Source organism: Bifidobacterium sp. LH_416, from assembly GCF_056357055.1.
This window is the reverse complement of the sequence record NZ_JBKEVJ010000007.1, coordinates 53,297-71,861: the sequence shown is the minus strand read 5'-3', so window position 1 is coordinate 71,861 and position 18,565 is coordinate 53,297. Positions and strand designations below refer to the sequence as shown.

General features: G+C 56.7%; 15 protein-coding genes. All 15 read left to right on the top strand.

What is annotated here, in order from left to right:
* The first annotated feature begins 79 nt into the window (after positions 1-79).
* The 15 genes from AC1AY0_RS11365 (at position 80) to AC1AY0_RS11295 (ending at position 18,511) form a co-directional block, all read left to right on the top strand.
* A complete protein-coding gene (locus AC1AY0_RS11365) occupies positions 80-1,924 on the top strand; it encodes a ribonuclease J (protein ID WP_476524331.1) in 1,845 nt (614 codons plus the stop codon).
* Positions 1,925-2,106: 182 nt separating this feature from the next.
* Positions 2,107-4,716: an aminopeptidase N gene (pepN, locus tag AC1AY0_RS11360; RefSeq protein ID WP_476524332.1), complete on the top strand. Its 2,610-nt coding sequence runs from the start codon at positions 2,107-2,109 to the stop codon at positions 4,714-4,716.
* Between the two features lie 150 nt (positions 4,717-4,866).
* Entirely contained in the window at positions 4,867-5,766 is a 900-nt protein-coding gene (locus AC1AY0_RS11355) for a sulfite exporter TauE/SafE family protein (RefSeq protein ID WP_476524334.1), read from the top strand.
* 238 nt (positions 5,767-6,004) lie between these two features.
* Positions 6,005-7,390 (top strand): phosphoglucosamine mutase, encoded by a 1,386-nt coding sequence (gene glmM, locus AC1AY0_RS11350; protein WP_476524335.1) that lies wholly within the window; start codon positions 6,005-6,007, stop codon positions 7,388-7,390.
* Between the two features lie 10 nt (positions 7,391-7,400).
* The gene (locus tag AC1AY0_RS11345; RefSeq protein WP_476524336.1) at positions 7,401-8,054 is read left to right on the top strand and encodes a peptide deformylase; all 654 of its coding nucleotides are present in this window, start codon (positions 7,401-7,403) and stop codon (positions 8,052-8,054) included.
* Positions 8,055-8,534: 480 nt separating this feature from the next.
* Positions 8,535-8,666, top strand: coding sequence for a hypothetical protein (locus tag AC1AY0_RS11340; RefSeq protein WP_476524338.1), 132 nt, complete (start codon positions 8,535-8,537; stop codon positions 8,664-8,666).
* A 251-nt stretch (positions 8,667-8,917) separates the two neighbouring features.
* Positions 8,918-10,042 (top strand): peptide chain release factor 2, encoded by a 1,125-nt coding sequence (gene prfB / locus AC1AY0_RS11335; RefSeq protein ID WP_476524340.1) that lies wholly within the window; start codon positions 8,918-8,920, stop codon positions 10,040-10,042.
* A gap of 126 nt (positions 10,043-10,168) precedes the next feature.
* Positions 10,169-11,395 carry a cell division ATP-binding protein FtsE gene (gene ftsE, locus AC1AY0_RS11330; RefSeq protein WP_476524341.1) on the top strand — a complete coding sequence of 409 codons (1,227 nt, stop codon included), beginning with the start codon at positions 10,169-10,171 and terminating at the stop codon, positions 11,393-11,395.
* An 18-nt stretch (positions 11,396-11,413) separates the two neighbouring features.
* Positions 11,414-12,337: a permease-like cell division protein FtsX gene (gene ftsX, locus AC1AY0_RS11325; protein ID WP_476524343.1), complete on the top strand. Its 924-nt coding sequence runs from the start codon at positions 11,414-11,416 to the stop codon at positions 12,335-12,337.
* Positions 12,338-12,418: 81 nt separating this feature from the next.
* Positions 12,419-13,756, top strand: a complete 1,338-nt coding sequence (locus AC1AY0_RS11320; RefSeq protein WP_476524344.1) for a CHAP domain-containing protein — start codon at positions 12,419-12,421, stop codon at positions 13,754-13,756.
* Between the two features lie 103 nt (positions 13,757-13,859).
* Entirely contained in the window at positions 13,860-14,336 is a 477-nt protein-coding gene (gene smpB, locus AC1AY0_RS11315) for an SsrA-binding protein SmpB (RefSeq protein ID WP_033889531.1), read from the top strand.
* Between the two features lie 179 nt (positions 14,337-14,515).
* Positions 14,516-15,466: an ABC transporter substrate-binding protein gene (locus AC1AY0_RS11310; protein WP_476524345.1), complete on the top strand. Its 951-nt coding sequence runs from the start codon at positions 14,516-14,518 to the stop codon at positions 15,464-15,466.
* 142 nt (positions 15,467-15,608) lie between these two features.
* Entirely contained in the window at positions 15,609-16,547 is a 939-nt protein-coding gene (locus AC1AY0_RS11305) for an ABC transporter substrate-binding protein (protein WP_476524347.1), read from the top strand.
* Between the two features lie 150 nt (positions 16,548-16,697).
* Complete coding sequence (locus AC1AY0_RS11300) at positions 16,698-17,681, top strand: amino acid ABC transporter permease (protein WP_476524348.1); 984 nt, start codon at positions 16,698-16,700, stop codon at positions 17,679-17,681.
* A gap of 32 nt (positions 17,682-17,713) precedes the next feature.
* Positions 17,714-18,511, top strand: coding sequence for an amino acid ABC transporter ATP-binding protein (locus AC1AY0_RS11295; RefSeq protein WP_476524404.1), 798 nt, complete (start codon positions 17,714-17,716; stop codon positions 18,509-18,511).
* Positions 18,512-18,565: the final 54 nt, after the last annotated feature.

Sequence of the window (18,565 nt, the reverse complement as noted above, 5' to 3'; positions counted from 1 at the left end):
GCTGCTGTACACGGGTTGCCAGCCCGCCGCTTCTGCATGACAGAGCAGAAGCACAAACAACAGAAAAATCCAAGAAGATATGGCACAAGAACAAAAGAAGACAACAAAGAACAATAATTCTCGCCGTCGTGGCTCCTCTCGCAAGGGAGCCAAGGGCGCTGGCAGCCGTAACAACCAGTCCCGCAAGATCAATCAGGCACCCACCGCTCCGCAGCAGGACGCCGTGCTGATTGCACCGCCGAAGTACCGCAAGGGCTCCATGCGCATTACGCCGCTTGGTGGCTTGGGCGAAATCGGCCGCAACATGAACGTGATCGAATACAACGGTCACCTGCTGCTCATCGACTGCGGCGTGCTCTTCCCTGAAGAGGAGCAGCCGGGCGTCGACCTGATTCTGCCGGACTTCAGCTACATCAAGGATCGCCTGGACAAGGTCGATGCCCTGGTGCTGACCCACGGCCACGAAGACCACATCGGTGGCGTGCCGTATCTGCTGAAGCTGCGTCCGGATATTCCGCTGATTGGCTCCAAGCTGACCCTCGCCTTCGTGGATGCCAAGTGCAAGGAGCATCATCAGAACCCCACCAAGGTGGAGGTTTCCGGTCGTGAAAAGCTCAAGGTGGGCCCATTCGATCTCGAGTTCATCAATGTGACCCACTCGATTCCGGATGCATTGGCTGTATACGTCAAGACTCCGGCCGGCTCCCTGATCGATACCGGCGATATTAAGCTGGATCAGCTGCCGCTCGACCACCGCATCACCGATCTCGTTGAATTCGGCAAGATCGGCGAAAAGGGCGTGGACCTCCTGATGATGGATTCCACCAACGCTGAGGTGCCTGGCTTCGTCAAGCCGGAAACCTCCATCGGACCGGCCCTGGATCAGGCATTCGCTCAGGCCACGCGCAAGATTATCGTGGCCAGCTTCTCCTCCCACGTGCACCGCGTGCAGCAGGTGGTGGACGCCGCCCACAAGTACGGCCGCAAGGTAGTGTTCGTCGGCCGTTCGATGGTGCGCAACATGTCCATCGCCGCCGATCTCGGCTACCTGCATATTCCGGAAGGTACAGTCGTTGACCTGAAGCAGGCCAACGATATTCAGGATGACAAGCTGGTGTACATGTGCACCGGCTCCCAGGGCGAGCCAATGGCAGCTCTTGGCCGTATCGCAGACGGCAACCACCGCGATATCCACATCAACGAATTCGACACGGTGATTCTCGCCAGCTCCCTGATTCCAGGCAACGAGCATGGCGTGTACAAGGTCATCAACAAGCTCGTGCAGCTTGGCGCCAAGGTGGTGAACCGCGATAACGCTGCCGTGCACGTGTCCGGCCACTGCAACGAAGGCGAATTGCTGTACATGTACAACATCGTCAAGCCGAAGTGCGCCATGCCTATCCACGGTGAGAATCGTCACCTGGTGGCCAATGGCCTGATTGCAGTCAAGACCGGCGTTGACCCGCAGAACGTGGTGCTGGCCGAAGACGGCGACGTGGTGGATCTCTACCATGGCAAGGCCGCAGTCGTGGGCTCCGTGCCATGCGGCTACGTGTACGTTGACGGCGATTCGGTCGGCGAGCTGACCGATGACGAGCTGGAGAAGCGTCGTATCCTCGGTACCGAGGGCTTCGTCTCCGCATTCGTGGTGGTGGATACCGACAATCGTGAGGTTGTCACCGGCCCGAAGATCTACCTGAACGCTGTGGCTGAAGACGAAAGCGAATTCGATAAGGTTCGCCATCAGATTGTCGAACAGCTCAACGATTCTCTGATGCAGGGCACTCGCGACACCTACAAGCTGCAGCAGATTATGCGCCGTACGCTGGGCAGCTGGGTTGCACGTCAGCTGCATCGCAAGCCGATGATTGTGCCGGTTGTGGCTGATATTGCCCAGGATGTTGACATCATAGACCAGCACTGAGCAGGTCAACGCTGAGCACATCATCCAAACTGTTCATTTGCTGAAACTCTGGCGGGTTAGGGAAGTAATACCCCTGACCCGCTAGAGTCGTACTTGCAGACTTTTACTGAAAGCCGTATTTCCGACCGGCGCTTGGCGCCACCTCCCTTCAAACAGGGAGGCTTTTCTATGAAAGGAACACAATGCCAGGTTCTAATCTGACCCGCATCGAGGCCGAAGAACGCAAGGCCGTAGTCGAAGCGCCAATTCACTACCATGTTGACCTTGACCTGACCGTTGGCGCAAAGAACTTCGGTTCCAAGGCGCTGATCTGCTTCAACGCTGAGGAAGGATCCTCAACGTTCCTTGACCTGATCGCCGACGAAGTCACCTCCATCGAACTCAATGGCCAGCAGCTTGACCCGGCCGTGGCATACCAGGACAGCCGCATCGAGCTGACCAACCTGAAGACCAAGAACGAAGTCACCGTCACCGCACTGTGCCGTTACTCCACCACCGGTGAAGGCCTGCATCGTTCCGTTGATCCTTCCGATGGCAACATCTACCTGTACTCCCAGTTCGAAGTGCCGGACGCTCGCCGCGTCTACGCCGTATTCGACCAGCCTGATCTGAAGGCCACCTTCGATTTCAAGGTGCTGGCCCCAACCAGCTGGATCGTCACCTCCAATATGCCGGTTGCCAGCGTTGAAGATGACGCTCGCGAAACCCTTGACGGCACTCTGGGCGATAAGCCGAACGAGTCCAGCCGCCTGTGGAAGTTTGAAACCACTCCGGTGATGAGCTCTTACCTCACCGCCATTTGCGCCGGTCCGTACGCCGAATGGCACACCGAATACCACAATGAAGATGGCCGCACTGTGCCGATGGCCCAGTACTGCCGTCAGTCCCTCGCTGAAGCATTCGCCAAAGATGTGGATTACCTGTTCGACATCACCAAGAAGGGCTTCGCGTTCTACGCCAAGACCTGGGGCGTGCCATACCCGTACGCCAAGTACGACCAGATTTACGTGCCGGAATACAACGCTGGCGCTATGGAAAACATCGGTATGGTCACCATCCGCGACTCCTACGTGTTCGAATCCAAGGTGACCGACGCTCTTGCCGAACGCCGTGTGGTGACCGTTCTGCATGAGCTCGCCCACATGTGGTTCGGCGATTACGTGACCATGAAGTGGTGGAACGATCTGTGGCTCAACGAATCCTTCGCCGAGTTCACCTCCACGCTGGCTACCGCCGAAGCCACCGAATGGCATGACGCATGGGCCACCTTCTGCTCTGGCGAAAAGAGCTGGGCTCTGCGCCAGGATCAGCTGCCGACCACGCACCCGATTGTGGCTCCGATTAACGATCTGAACGATACCTACGTCAACTTCGACGGTATCACCTACGCGAAGGGCGCTTCCGTGCTGAAGCAGCTGGCCTTCTACGTGGGCCGCGAACAGTTCTTCGCCGGTATCAACAGCTACCTCAACCGTCACGCCTACTCCAACGCCACACTGGCTGACCTGCTGGGCGAACTGGAGAAGACTTCCGGCCGCGATCTGAAGGCTTGGAGCGCCAAGTGGCTCGAGGAGTCCGGCATCAATACCATCGCAGCTTCCGTTTCCGAAGCCGCTGACGGCACTATTGCCGAGCTCAAGCTCACCCAGACCGCTTCCGAAGAGCACCCGGTGCTGCGCCCGCATCGCCTGGCCATCGGCTTCTACAACGAAGACAAGGCCACCGGCAAGATCGTGCGCACCGACCAGTTCGAGCTCGATGTGGACGGCGAAACCACCATCGTGGAAGCTGCCGCTGGCAAGCAGCGCCCGGCCCTGATTCTGGTGAACGACGACGACCTGACCTACACCAAGATTCGCTTCGACGCCGAATCTCAGGCCTTCGCCGAAGCCAACCTGCACCGCTTCGACGATGCGTTGGCTCGCGCCGTGACCTGGCTGGCCTTCTGGGATATGACCCGCGACGGCGAATTCCCGGCAGAACGCTTCGTGGACATGACCCTGCGCCTCTTGGCCACCGAAACTGAATCCACCACCTTCCGCTACGCACTGGCCTGCATGAGCACCACCGCCCACCACTATGTGGCACCGGCTCACCGCGAAGACGTGCTTCGCCACGTGGCCGCCGAGCTGTGGACGCTGGCCAACGCTGCCGAAGCCGGCTCGGACAACCAGTTCCAGCTCATCACCGCATACCTCGGCTACGGTGAGGAAGGCGACGAGGCATTCGTGGCCAACGCTCGCGGCCTGCTCGACGGCACGGTGAGCCTGCCTGGTCTGGAGATCGACAACAACTTCACCTGGACCATCATCCAGTCCCTCACCTCCGTCAATGCATTGAGCGATGACGAGATCGAAGCTCAGCTGGCCAAGAAGGACTCCATCGTCAACCGTGAGTTCGCTCTCGGCGCTCGTGCCGCACGTCCCACGGTGGAAGCCAAGGAATGGGCTTGGGATCAGGCACTCAACAACACTGAGCTGACCAACTCCCAGCTGGAATCCGTTTCCCGTGGCTTCTCCGCCACGCCGCGCACTGATCTGGCTGAACCGTTCGCATCCAAGTACTTCGAGACCGTGGATTGGATTTGGGCCAACAAGACCTACCACATGGCTGAAGCACTGCTCAATGGCCTCTACCCGGGTTACGCCGATCCGGCTACGCTCACCAAGCTCGGTGACGCTTGGCTGGAGGAGCACTTCGCTGCAGACAACGCTCTGAAGCGTCTGATTGTGGAGAACGTGGCCTCCTCGCACCGCACCCTCAAGGTTCGCGACTACAACGCTGCTCTGTAATCCTGCTGGCTCCCCTGACTGAGGGGAGCCTTGCGCCAAGTACTGCATCAGCAGTCCACATACCAAAAGAAAACCCGCAATCAATCCCCAACAGCGTATCCTCGCTCAAGGCCGGCAATGTGCCGGTTGCCAAGAGTTAAGGATATGAGGATGATTGCGGGTTTTTCCATACTGTCGCTACTGCTGATTCTGCTGGCCGGTATCGGAGCCGGATTCGTGGGCTATGCAGTAGGCGCGTCCTCACTAGTTTCCTACCCAGCTTTACTCGCATTCGGCATTCCGCCAGTGCTCGCCAACGCTTCTAACACGGTCGGCGTAGTCGGTACCGGCATAGGCGGTGTAATGGGCGCGCGGCGCGAGCTCAGAGGCCAAACCCTGCGCGTTATCACATATGTGGCCATTGGCGCAGTCGGCGGCGTCGTCGGCGCCTTCCTCCTGTTGGAACTTGACCCGAAAGTATTCGAATTTGCAGCACCTGCATTAATCCTCTTTAGCTCACTGATTATCGCAGTCAATCCACGCGGACGCATGCAAGCCAAGCAAGCCGCCGCCGACGCAGCCGCGCAGCTCAATCACATCAATGCCGCCAAAGTCCAAGCGGAAGCTCAAGCCGAGACGCCAACCGAAGAGCGCAAGGCGGAAAATCGCGCTGCCCGGCGACCAGTGGATCAGCCGGTGCAGCCAATGGCCAAGGACTCCTGGTGGGTGTGGATCGGCGTCTGGGCCGTGGCAATCTACTCCGGCTATTTTGGCGCTGGCGCTGGCACCTGCGCGCTCGCCGTACTGGATGCCGCCAAAATCGGCCCGTTCCACAAAATCAACGCGTTGAAAACGCTGATTGGCACTGGCGCGAACATCACTGCATCCGTAGTGTTCATCGCGCGCGGTGCAGTGGATTGGCCGGCCGCCATCATGCTGTGCATCGGCTGCTTCATCGGCGGCTACATTGCGCCACCCATCACCCGTAAGATTCCCGCCAACATCATGCGCGCTGCCGCCGTCATCGCCGGCATCGTCCTCACCGTTGATTTGGCCCTAAAAACCTACTGAGCCAACCAAATACGGGCTGAAATGGACGTTTTTGACGCTCTAAATGTCCTCTTTTGCGCTTCGAATTGCCAAGAACGTTCATTTCAGCCCGTGTTTTCAGGTGAATAGCAGCATCATGGCGTCTCAGCAGGGCCTTAAATGCAACCGAATTGAGCAGCATTGCGCAAATCGGTATGACAGAGTGCGTTAAGCCGATTACCATGGGTCACGTTATTGATCAAGTGAAGGATGCAAGAGTATGCCGAAAATGTTTGGAACCGATGGTGTTCGAGGACTGGCCAATAAGGATCTGACCGCGCGACTAGCGCTTGATCTGGGTGATGCGGCCGTTCGCGTGTTGGGCGATGCCGGTACCAAGGATGATCAGCCCGAGGGCCGCCGCCGCGCGCTCGTGGGTCGTGATACCCGTGTTTCTGGTGATTTTCTGGCGTCTGCCCTCGCCGCAGGCATGTCTGCCGGTGGTTTCGATGTGATTGATGCCGGCATCATTCCAACTCCGGGCGTGGCCTACCTGACCAGCGTGCTTAACGTGGAGATGGGAGCCGTGATTTCCGCGTCCCACAACCCCATGCCTGACAACGGCATCAAGTTCTTCGCACGTGGCGGTTTCAAGCTGCCTGATCAGAAGGAAGACGAGATCGAGGCCGTGCTCGGTCAGGATTGGGAACGCCCGACCGGTGCCGGCGTGGGCCGCGTCAGCCATGATCAGACCACCGCAACCAACCTGTACATCGACCACCTGGTTTCCACCATCGCTCCGCTGAACGATGACCAGACTCAGCCGAAGCCGTTGAAGGGCTTGAAGATTGTGGCCGATTGCGCCAACGGTGCCACTTCTGTGGTGGCTCCGGAGGCTCTGCGCCGCGCTGGTGCTGATGTGATTGTGATTAACGCATCTCCAGACGGCTACAACATCAATAAGAACGCCGGCTCCACCCACCCCGAGCAGCTGCAGGCCATGGTTAAGGCCACCGACGCAGTGATGGGCGTGGCGTTCGACGGCGACGCTGACCGCTGCCTGGCCGTGGACGAAGACGGCAACATGGTCAACGGCGATCAAATCATGGGTATTCTGGCTCGCGCCAAGAAGCGTGAAGGCAAGCTCAAGCACGACACTCTCGTGGTCACTGTGATGAGCAACCTCGGTTTGAAGCTCGCCTTGAGGGATATGGGCATCAAGACTGTGGAAACTTCCGTGGGTGATCGCTACGTGCTCGAGGAAATGCTGAAGGGTGATTATTCGCTCGGTGGCGAACAGTCCGGCCATGTGATCAACCGCGAATTCGCCACCACTGGCGACGGTACGCTGACCGCTTTGACGCTGTGCAACGAGGTCGTCAAGTCCGGCAAGAGCCTGAAGGAGCTCGCCGCTGACTTCCCGCAGCTGCCGCAGACCCTGATTAACGTGCCGAACGTGGACAAGAATGCTGCCTCCACGAACAAGCGCATTCAGGAAGCCGTGGCTCATGAGGAAGAGTTGCTGGGTGATTCCGGCCGCGTGCTGCTGCGCCCTTCCGGCACCGAACCGCTCGTGCGCGTGATGGCCGAAGCCGCCACTCAGGCCTATGCCGATGAAGTATGCACGCGTCTGGCCAAGATCGTAGCCGAAGAACTCGCACTGTAAAGGAACCTCAATGTTCGGAAAGAACGCCAAAGTTGATCTCGAACTCAACCGTATCGTTGAGCAACTCATCAAAACCGGTGGTGAGGAGAAGATTCTGCCCATCGTGCAGGCCGGCGAGCCGGTACTGCGCCAGCAGACCATGGCATACAACGGCCAGCTTTCCAAGCGCACCTTGGCCAAGCTCATCGACACGATGCACACCACCATGCTGGAGGCTCCGGGCGTCGGACTTGCTGCAACGCAGATTGGTCTTGGTCTGGCGCTCGCCGTGGTGGAGGATCATGTTCGCGATGACGAAGATGATCCGCGTGAAATCGCCGAATTCCCGTTCCATGTGATCATCAATCCTGCGTACACGCCTGCCAGCGATAAAACTGCATCCTTCTATGAAGGCTGCCTGAGTTTCGATGGATACCAGGCGGTGCGCAAGCGTTGGCTGGATATTGATGCGGAGTGGGACGACGAAGATGGCAAGCGTCACAAGGAGCGTCTGCACGGCTGGCCAGCGCGTATCTTCCAGCACGAGACTGACCATTTGAGCGGCGAACTGTACATCGATCGCGCGGAAATTCGTTCGCTGACCACGTATGAAAACCTCGAGGACTACTGGTGCAATGACCCAGTACCCACCGAGGCTGCGGAAGAACTCGGTTTCGCGCTGTAATCCGCTTTGCAGTTGTATGCTCGTAAGCCGTATGACTGTGGCTGTGTGGCTGTGTGTGACTGCGTGACTGTGACTGTGCGACTGTGACTGCGACGGTCGGTTTCCGACATTGACCACGTTGACTGTAGGATTTCTAACGTTGACTGTCGGTTTTTGAACACCGACTGTAGGGAATCCATCATTGACTGTAGGTTTTCCAACGAAAAACGTCGGTTTCCCTACAGTCTGTGTTGGATTCCCTACAGTCAATGTCGGAAAACCTACAGTCAGTGTTCAAAAACCGACAGTCATGCAGAGATGCGGTCATATGGTCGCAAAGTCATACGGTCGCAAAGTCACATGGCCACAAAAGTCATACGGTCACACGGTCATAAGGTCGTACAGCCACACGGTCGTACAGCCACACAACCACACAACCACACAGTGGGGGAGTGACGGTGGAAGCACACCGTCTGAGGCTTTGTTTATACTTCTGATTTTGTGAGTGAGTATCAGGACAGCCGTGAGCAGCGCGAAAACCGCCGCCGCACTATTGTGCGCGTGGTGTGCGTTGTCGTAGCTGTGGCTATGCTCGGTTCTCTGATTATTCCGGCGATTTACGCTGGACTTTGACGCTGCCTGTGCATATTCGTGCCCGCGGATGAGCACGTCTGATGCATGAATCGGCGAAGGTTATGCGGTCGATGAAACCATATTAGGTGGTCGATTAGCGCCAGACAGTCGGATTAGCATACATCATTACACCGCGGCAACGAGTACGACGTGATTCACATACCAACGTCAGAACGTCAGAATGTGCACAGGCTGTCAACAAGGACGTGACATTAAGAATCTTCCAAGAATCAACAGTAAGGTAAAACACGATGGCAGAATTTGACTTTACCCAGGCAATCGGCGAGGCCCGCGCCAAGTATGATTCCATCGCCAAGGCGCTGGATGTGGACCGCCTCAAGGCCGAGATTAAGGAACTTGAAGCCCAGGCTGCAGCTCCGGGCTTGTGGGATGACCCTGAGAACGCTCAGAAGGTCACCAGTAAGCTTTCCGCTACTGAATCCCAGCTGAAGCGACTCAACTCCGCATCTCAGCGCATCGACGATGTGGAAACGCTCGTCGAGCTGGGCCGCGAGGAAGGCGATCAGGATTCTCTGGAGGATGCGCAGAACGAGATCGGCTCCATCCAGGAAGACCTCGATCAGATGGAGATTCAGACCCTGCTCGATGGTGAATACGATGAGCGTTCCGCCGTGGTGACCATCCGTTCTGGTGCAGGCGGCGTGGACGCCGCTGACTTTGCGCAGATGCTGCTGCGCATGTATCTGCGCTACTGCGAGCGTAATGGTTTCAAGGCCAAGGTGATGGACACCTCATACGCGGAAGAAGCCGGCATCAAGTCCGCTACCTTCCAGGTGGATGCGCCGTACGCTTACGGTCGTCTTTCCGTGGAAGGCGGCACGCATCGTCTGGTGCGTATTTCCCCGTTCGATAATCAGGGCCGCCGCCAGACCAGCTTCGCCGCAGTGGAAGTGGTCCCGCTGGTTGAGGCTACCGATCACATCGATATTCCGGATACGGATATTCGCGTGGATACCTACTGCTCTTCTGGTCCTGGCGGCCAGGGCGTGAACACCACGTACTCCGCCGTGCGCATCACCCACTTGCCCACCGGCATTGTGGTGACCATGCAGGATGAGCGCTCCCAGATTCAGAACCGTGCTTCCGCTATGGCCGTGCTGCAGTCCCGACTGCTCGTGCTGCGCCATGAAGAGGAAGCCAAGAAGAAGAAGGAGCTCGCTGGAGATATCAAGGCCAGCTGGGGCGATCAGATGCGCTCCTACGTGCTGCACCCGTACCAGATGGTCAAGGATTTGCGCACCGGCTACGAAACCAGCCAGACTCAGGCGGTGTTCGACGGCGATATCAATGGCTTTATTGAAGCCGGCATTCGCTGGCGTCACGAGCAGCGTCGTCAGGCTGAGTCTGAGGAGTAGTAGAGATTGCACACCAAAACCGCAAGTCTGCAAGCACAAACAAGTCCTGTAGACTTGCGGCCACAGTTCTGGAAGCAGTTCCCAAACCAGACATAAGCAAGCACATATAACAAAAGGAAAACGGATATGGCATTGATCTCATTGGACAAAGTGTCCAAGATCTACCCGAAGGGTACGCGTCCGGCGCTGGACAATATCAATCTTGATATTGAGCGCGGAGATTTCGTGTTCCTCGTGGGCGCGTCTGGTTCAGGCAAAACTACGCTGCTGAGTCTTCTGCTGCGTGAAGAAGAGGCAACGAGCGGCGAGATTCGTGTGGCTGGCAACGATTTGCGCCGCATTTCGAACCGTCAGGTGCCGCAATATCGCCGTTCTTTGGGCTTTGTGTTCCAGGATTACAAGCTGCTCAATAACAAAACGGTGTGGGAGAACGTGGCCTTTGCCCTTGAGGTGATCGGCACCCGCCGCTCCACAATCAAGTCACTGGTTCCTAAGGTGCTGGATACTGTGGGCTTGACTGGTAAGGAAAAGAACTATCCGCATGAGCTTTCCGGCGGTGAGCAGCAGCGTGTGGCCATCGCCCGCGCGTATGTGAATCATCCGCAGATTCTGCTGGCCGACGAGCCTACCGGTAACCTTGATCCCACCACATCGCTGGGCATTATGGAGGTGCTGGATTCCATCAACCGCACTGGTACCACTGTGGTAATGGCTACGCATAATGAGGAGATTGTGAACTCTATGCGCAAGCGTGTGGTGGAATTGCACAATGGCAAGATTGTGCGCGATGAAGCTCACGGTTCCTATGATTCCGCGTTGTTCTTCCCGGATGCTGAAGTCGAGGCTCGCTCGGATAAGGCTAACCATATTACTGTTCCGGCACGTGCTGTGATTGAGGTTGGTGAGGGCCAGTCTGAAGGCATCGCGCGCTTGGCGAACTCTGTGCACTCCGGTCGTACTGGTCGCTATGGCGAGACGTTTGCTCCGATTGAAGATACGTTGACTTGGGGCAAGGGTTTGCCGCTTGACGAGCAGGCTGCCGCGATGGAGGAGACTCAGGCGTTCGATCCGCTGAAGGGCGAGACTGCACCGGCGAACGCAGCGAGCACAGCAGCGGCAGCGAAGCAGGACAAAACTGCGGAAGCCAAGTCGGAAGCCGGCAATACTGCACATGCAAATGATGCTGCCGATTACTCGCGTTTCGCGCCGCCGCGCACGCCTGCTCCAGCACCGGAGCCTGAAGCTCCGCTGGCTCCTCCGGCTCCGCCTGCACCTCCCGCGCCGCCAGCTCAGCAGTCGGCAGCCCCTGTGCCGCCGGCATCATCCGATGAGAACAATGCTGATAACAGCTGACAATAAAGGGGAGTAGTCATGCGCGCGCAATTCATTCTGTCTGAAACGTGGACCAACCTGCGGCGAAACTTGGCCATGCTGCTTTCGCTGATGCTGGTCACTTTTATTTCATTCCTGTTCATTGGCGCTTCTGTGCTCACTCAGGCGCAGATTACCAAGGCTAAGGGCGATTGGTACGACAAGGTTGAGGTTGTGGTGTGGCTGTGCCCGGACGGCACCAGCCAGTCTGCGAACTGTGCTTCGGGCAAGTCGCCTTCCGCGCAGGAAATCACTGATTTGCAGAAGACCATTCGTGATGAGCTCAATGATGTGGTTGCCAAAATCGATTACGTCAGCAAGCAGGATTTCTACGACAACACGTTCACCAAGCAGTATCCGAACGGCGAATTCCAAGGCCGAACGCTGACCGCTGACGATATGCAGGATTCCTTGTGGCTGAAACTCAAGGATCCTACGAAGTATCAGGTGGTTGCCGAAGTGCTTTCCGGTAAGGAAGGCGTTGAGGATGTGACCGATCAGCGCCAGATCTTCGACCCGGTGTTCGCTGTGCTGAACCGCGCGACCGCGGTGACTGCAGTGTTGGCAGGTGTGATGGTATTGGTGGCTATTCTGCTCACCGGAACCACGATTCGCATGTCCGCCGCAAGTCGACGTACGGAAACCGAAATCATGCGCTACGTGGGCGCCTCCAACTGGACGATTCGATTGCCGTTCATTTTGGAAGGCGCGATTGCGTCGCTGCTTGGCTCGGTGCTGTCGTGCTTGATGCTTTCCGTAATCGTGCGCGTGTTTATCACTGGATGGCTGGCACAGTCGGTGACTTGGATTCCGTATGTGAATCAACTCACAGTGCTGATGATCTCGCCATTCTTGGTGCTTGGCGCAGTATTGCTGTCGGTTATTGCCTCCACGATTTCGCTCAGGCGTTATCTGAGAGCGTAAGTGCGGCACAACACCGCATGCATTCTCAGATTTGCATGTTATGGTGTGCACTTGTACGGCAATGAAAGGATCTTTTCGTCCATGAATAAGACGACGAACACAATAAAACCCGCTTTGGCAGCGTTGACAGCGGGCATGTGCTGCGTGGCCGGATTGGTGATGGCTCCTGCGCAGCCTGCCGAAGCAAATACGTATTCCAACCTAGTGAACGCGCAGAATCAGCATGCAGCTTCCGTGGCACGTGAAGCTCAGCTGAAAGCACAGCTGGCTGGCGTAAGCACTGAGCTTGCGAACAAGATTGTAGAGTTGGACGATTTGACCAACAACAAGATTGTTGCAGCTCAGGATAAGGTTACGCAGGCTAATGCTGATGCGGCTGCCGCTCAGGAGGAGGCGCAGGCTGCTGCGGATCGACTGGCTGCTGCGCAAAAGGACAAGGAAACCCTCGAAAAGCAGATTGAGCAGACTGGTAAGGATTACGATGATGCTCATGCTGCTGTGGCTCAGCTTGCCCGCGATAGCATGCACGGTTCCAGCACGTCCGAAGTGATGAGCGTGGTGACCGGTGCCAGCAGCACGCAGGACTTTGTGAATTCCATGCAGTCCCGCGATGCGCTTTCCCGTAATGAGGCGAATGCCGCTTCCACGGCTGCAAGCGATTTGAGCACGTCCAAGAATCGTGGCGAACGCCTTACTGCTATCGAAAAGCAGATTTCCACGCTGAAAACGCAGGCTGATCAGAAGGCCGCTGCGGCACAGACCGCGGCTGAAACCGCTCAGAACGAGCGTGATGCTCTCGAACAGCTTCGTGAAGAAGGCGAACAGCGCCGTAACGAACTGACGTCTTTGGTATCCAATTTGAAGGATCAGCAGGCTGCTCAGGCTGCGCAAACCGTGCTGCTCGCTTCTCGCGTGGATTCCTACAACCAGCAGTACATCAAGGAACAGGCTGCTGCAGGCGGTCAGGTGAGTGGCGGCCAGCAGAGCACTGGCGGCAGCAGCGGCGGAACTTCGAGCGGCACTTCCGGTGGCTCGTCTTCCAGCGGTGGCAGCAGCACTGGTCAGGGCACGTCGAACGGTGATGTTGGCAACCGTTATGTTGCCGGTCAGTGCACGTGGTATGCGTACAACCGTCGTAAGGAAATGGGCATTGGCACGCCGTCCTACCTGCACAATGGTGGCGAATGGTATCTCAACGCTCCTCGTTATGGTCTGCGCGTGGATCATGTTCCTCAGGTGGGTGCGGCACTGTCCTTCCCGCCAGGAGTTGCCGGTGCTGATGGCACGTACGGTCACGTGGCAGTGGTGGAATCCGTTTCCGGCAACACGGTGACGATTTCCGAAATGAACGTGAAGGGCCCGTACGTGGTCAGCTGGCGTACGCTGTCTAACGCAAGCGCCTACTGGTACGTGCACTGAGACGCTGAAATAATTGGCAGGCCGCCATTCTGGCCTGTTATCGAGCTATGATAAATCCCCCTCCTTCTCTAGGAGGGGGATTATTGAATGAAAGGAGGGAAAAATGGCCAAGGAAACCGGCGAAAAGCTGATTGTGCAGAATAAGAAGGCTCGTCATGACTATGCCATCGAAGACAAGTATGAAGCGGGCATTGCACTGACTGGTACTGAGGTGAAATCCCTGCGCGAAGGGCGTGCTTCACTGTCGGAAGCATTTATTTCTATTGATCGTCGCGGAGAAATGTGGCTTGAGGGAGCCAATATTCCCGAATATTTGAACGGCACTTGGAATAATCATGCACCGAAGCGTAAGCGTAAGCTGCTGCTGCATCGTCAGCAGATTACTAAGCTGGCGCGCGGTATTGAGGCTAAGGGTTATACGATCGTGCCGTTGAGCCTGTACTTCAAGGATGGTCGAGTCAAGGCATCGATTGCTTTGGCACGAGGCAAGAAGGAATTCGATAAGCGCCAGGCACTGCGCGAAGAGCAGGATAAGCGTGAGGCTTTGCGCGCGATGCGCTACGCCAATATGCGCCACTAGTCCTATTGGCTCCCCTGTACTTGTGCAGGGGAGCTTTTGTATGAGCCTGATAGCTGTAGGTGTCCACAAAGTGAACGATTTCTCGTAATATTAACCGCTCCGTAGCATTGCGATTCTACTCTCTGGAGCCAGCTGGGAAACATACCCGCCCAGTTGACTAGATGGAGAGAGGAAATCCAATGTCTCTAAGCAAGGGAATACGATCCGTGGCCGCAGCTACTTTGAGCGCGGCAATGCTTATCGCCGTGGCTGCCTGCGGCACCACCGATAGTGCGGACAATGCTTCCGCAAGCAATGATTCTGGTTCATCGTCCAGCAGCACGCAAGGCTTCGATACCAGCAGCATCAAGAAGGATGACGCGATTGCCGCGTTGCTTCCTGACTCGGTTGCCGGCGACGGTACGCTGACCGTTGGCACTGATACGTCCTATGCTCCGGCTGAATTCTTGGCCGAAGATGGCAAGACTCCGGTCGGATTCGATGTCGATTTGTCTAAGGCGCTGGCTGCAGTCTTCGGTTTGAAGGAAAAGACTGTTTCGTCTACGTTCGATTCGATTATTCCGTCCGTAGGCTCCAAGTACGATATCGGCATTTCGTCCTTCACTGTGACCAAGGAACGTCTGGACGCCGTTGATTTCGTCACCTATTTCAAGGCTGGCTCCACGTGGGTCACCAAGAAGGGCAACCCAGATAAGGTCGATACCACGAACCTGTGTGGCGTTAAGGTTGCTGTGCAGACCGGCACCACTCAGGAAGAGGAAGTCAACGCCGCCAACGATAAGTGCAAGGCGGATGGCAAGGCTGAAATCGATATTCAGTCCTCTAAGCTGCAAACCGATGTGACTACTGCTGTGGCTTCCGGCAAGGCATCTGTGTTCTATGCGGATTCGCCGGTGGCTGGTTACGCTATCGAACAGACCGGCGATACGCTGGCTGCTCTGGGCGACGATACTGGCGTGACGCCTGAGGCTGTGGCCATCAAGAAAGGTGATTCTGCCACTGCTGAGGCTGTGCAGAAGGCCATTCAAAAGCTGATGGATGATGGCACGTACAAGAAGATTCTTGATACGTGGGGCGTCTCCTCCGGCGCTATTGATACGGCTGAAATCAATCCTGCCGTTGATGAGTGATAAGGTCGGTGAGTTCCTGTGTATGCAGGGCTCACCGATTTTATATCGTATATGTATGCACGTTAGTGTATAAATATACCTAATGGTTCATGACGGTCGGTTCTGAGAGTGCCGACCGCCCAAAAGAAGAAGAGAAGAAGTTATGCAGTCCAAGAAGCTGAAGACTATCGCGGCCGCCGCTTTGAGCGCGGCAATGCTGTTCACCGCCGCTGCCTGCGGTACTACCGATGAGGCCACCTCCGGTTCCGACTCCACCTCTGGCGAGGCCAAGGCCATCACCAGCTACGATGTGAGCTCCGTAAAGAAGGATGATGCCATCGCTGCGCTGCTGCCGGAATCCGTGACCAAGGATGGCAAGCTCACCATCGGCACCAACCCGTCCTACGCTCCGGCTGAGTTCCTGGACGCAGACGGCAAGACCCAGATCGGCTACGATATGGATCTCGCCCACGCTCTGGGCAACGTCTTCGGACTGGATACGGAAATCGTCTCCTCGAACTTCGACACCATCATTCCGGCCATCGGTTCCAAGTACGATCTCGGCATTGCGGCATTCACCATTACCAAGGATCGTATGGAATCGGTTGATTTCGTTTCCTACTTCACCTCCGGTATGGCTTACGCTGTGGCCAAGGGCAACCCGAACAAGGTTGACGAAAACGATCTGTGCGGCCTGAAGGTGGCTGTGGAAACCGGTACCGTCGAAGAAGAAGCCATCAACGAAACCGCCAAGCAGTGCAAGGCTGACGGCAAGAAGGACATCACCATTCAGTCCTCCAAGCAGCAGACCGACGCTACCACCGCAGTGGTGACCGGCAAGGCTGACGTGTTCTTCGCTGACTCCCCAGTGGTCGGCTACGCCATCGCCCAGACCGACGGCCAGCTCGAGCAGCTGGGCAAGGACTTCGACTCCGTGCCGAACGCCATCGCCATCAAGAAGGGTGATACCGGCACCACCGAAGCCGTGCAGAAGGCCATGCAGAAGCTGATGGACGACGGTACCTACGGCAAGATCCTGAAGCACTGGGGCGTTGAGTCCGGTGCCCTGACCAAGGCCGAAATCAACCCTGACGTCGAGTAATCAAGGGGTAGTTCACCCTGTATAAAGAATGGGACGCTTCTGTTCACGTATGTTCACGTAACACAGGCGCCCCATTCATGCGTTAAGGTGCAACTTTAGTTCTTCAGGCTGTGACCAAACAGCCTCATTACATACACAAGGAATCAACACATGGCGAAGAAAGTAGTTGACGGCGAAGGACTCGATATCCCTAACCGCATCAAAGCCCTACCGGTTAAGCGCCCAGGCCCCATTGTGGCCGCAGTCATTGTGGCGCTGCTCGCCGCAATGCTCATTCAGGGCATGATCACCAATCCGCGACTGGATTGGCCTACCGTATGGAAGTACCTGTTTAACGAAAACGTGCTCGAAGGCATTCGCTACACCCTCGAGCTCACCGTAATCTCCATGGTGGTGGCCATCATCCTTTCCGTGATTCTCGCCATCATGCGTAAATCCATCAACCCGGTACTGCGCGGCGTCAGCTGGTTCTTCATCTGGTTCTTCCGCGGCACCCCTGTGTATACGCAGCTGATTTTCTGGGGCCTGTTCTCCGTGCTGATTCCTAAGCTCAGCCTCGGCATTCCTTTCACTTCCGTTGAATTCTGGAGCATCGACTCCAATGTGGTGGTTACCGCATTCAACGCGGCATGGATTGGTCTGGCACTGAACGAAGCCGCCTACCTGTCTGAAATCGTGCGCGCAGGTCTCGAAGCCGTTGATCCAGGCCAGACCGAAGCCGCAGAAGCACTGGGCATGAACCGTACGCTGATCATGCGCCGCATCGTCTTGCCGCAGGCCATGCGCATCATCATTCCGCCAACCGGCAACGAAACCATCGGCATGCTGAAGACCACATCATTGGTTACGGCAGTGCCATTCACACTTGAACTCCAGTTCGCCACGAACGCTATCGCCAACCGAATCTACAAGCCGATTCCGCTGCTGCTCGTGGCCTGCTTCTGGTACCTGCTCATCACGTCCATCCTCATGGTGCTGCAGTCTCGCTTGGAGAAGCACTTCGGCAAGGGCTTTGACGCTCGCGCTATGGGCACCCGCGGCAAGCAGCCGCCACTGCCGGGCAAAACCGAAGGCGAACCCAAGGATAACGTGAACAAACTGAACGAAGCCGCATTCACCGGCATGACCGCGTGAGAGGGAAGGCGAATCACATCATGACTGAACCAATGAATACCTCCACTCCGGCAGGCCAAGTAGTTCCCGCTATCAAAGCCACGCAAGTGCATAAGGCGTTCGGTACGCTGCACGTGCTCAAAGGCGTTGATTTGACTGTGATGCCCGGCACGGTAACAGTGATTCTGGGCCCCTCCGGTTCCGGAAAGTCCACGTTCCTGCGTCTGATCAACCAGTTGGAAACCCTGACTGGTGGCTCCATCGAAGTCAACGGCGAGCTCGTCGGCTACAAGCATGTTGAAAAAGACGGAAAAGACATGCTGCAAACCCTCAACGACAAAGAGATCGCAGCACAGCGCTCCAAGCTCGGCATGGTGTTCCAGCGTTTCAACCTGTTCCCGCATATGACCGCCATCGAAAACGTGATGGAAGCACCGGTTCACGTGCAGCACAAGTCCAAGAAGGAAGCTCACGATTTGGCCGTTGCCGAACTGGAGCGAGTCGGACTTGGCGATCGTCTGGATTACTACCCATCTCAGCTTTCTGGCGGTCAGCAGCAGCGCGTGGCCATTGCTCGCGCACTTGCTATGAAGCCGGAAATCATGCTGTTCGACGAGCCGACCTCCGCACTTGATCCGGAATTGGTGGGTGAAGTGCTGAACGTCATGCGTTCGCTCGCCAAGGAAGGCATGACCATGGTGTGCGTGACCCACGAGATCGGCTTTGCCCGCGAAGTGGCCGATCAGGTGGTGTTTATGGACGGAGGAGTCGTAGTCGAAAAGGGCGGCCCCGAAATCATCGATAACCCCACCGAGCCCCGCTTCAAGGACTTCTTGCAGCACGTGCTGTAATTAAATTTCGGCTCTCCTCTTGTGAGGAGAGCCGTTGTCGTAAACGCGACACGT

Excerpts from the sequence above, each read along its gene's own strand:
- AC1AY0_RS11365 (WP_476524331.1), top strand. The coding sequence starts at position 80 with ATGGCACAAGAACAAAAGAAGACAACAAAGAACAATAATTCTCGCCGT.
- pepN (WP_476524332.1), top strand. The coding sequence starts at position 2,107 with ATGCCAGGTTCTAATCTGACCCGCATCGAGGCCGAAGAACGCAAGGCC.
- AC1AY0_RS11355 (WP_476524334.1), top strand. The coding sequence starts at position 4,867 with ATGATTGCGGGTTTTTCCATACTGTCGCTACTGCTGATTCTGCTGGCC.
- glmM (WP_476524335.1), top strand. The coding sequence starts at position 6,005 with ATGCCGAAAATGTTTGGAACCGATGGTGTTCGAGGACTGGCCAATAAG.
- AC1AY0_RS11345 (WP_476524336.1), top strand. The coding sequence starts at position 7,401 with ATGTTCGGAAAGAACGCCAAAGTTGATCTCGAACTCAACCGTATCGTT.
- prfB (WP_476524340.1), top strand. The coding sequence starts at position 8,918 with ATGGCAGAATTTGACTTTACCCAGGCAATCGGCGAGGCCCGCGCCAAG.
- ftsE (WP_476524341.1), top strand. The coding sequence starts at position 10,169 with ATGGCATTGATCTCATTGGACAAAGTGTCCAAGATCTACCCGAAGGGT.
- ftsX (WP_476524343.1), top strand. The coding sequence starts at position 11,414 with ATGCGCGCGCAATTCATTCTGTCTGAAACGTGGACCAACCTGCGGCGA.
- AC1AY0_RS11320 (WP_476524344.1), top strand. The coding sequence starts at position 12,419 with ATGAATAAGACGACGAACACAATAAAACCCGCTTTGGCAGCGTTGACA.
- smpB (WP_033889531.1), top strand. The coding sequence starts at position 13,860 with ATGGCCAAGGAAACCGGCGAAAAGCTGATTGTGCAGAATAAGAAGGCT.
- AC1AY0_RS11310 (WP_476524345.1), top strand. The coding sequence starts at position 14,516 with ATGTCTCTAAGCAAGGGAATACGATCCGTGGCCGCAGCTACTTTGAGC.
- AC1AY0_RS11305 (WP_476524347.1), top strand. The coding sequence starts at position 15,609 with ATGCAGTCCAAGAAGCTGAAGACTATCGCGGCCGCCGCTTTGAGCGCG.
- AC1AY0_RS11300 (WP_476524348.1), top strand. The coding sequence starts at position 16,698 with ATGGCGAAGAAAGTAGTTGACGGCGAAGGACTCGATATCCCTAACCGC.
- AC1AY0_RS11295 (WP_476524404.1), top strand. The coding sequence starts at position 17,714 with ATGAATACCTCCACTCCGGCAGGCCAAGTAGTTCCCGCTATCAAAGCC.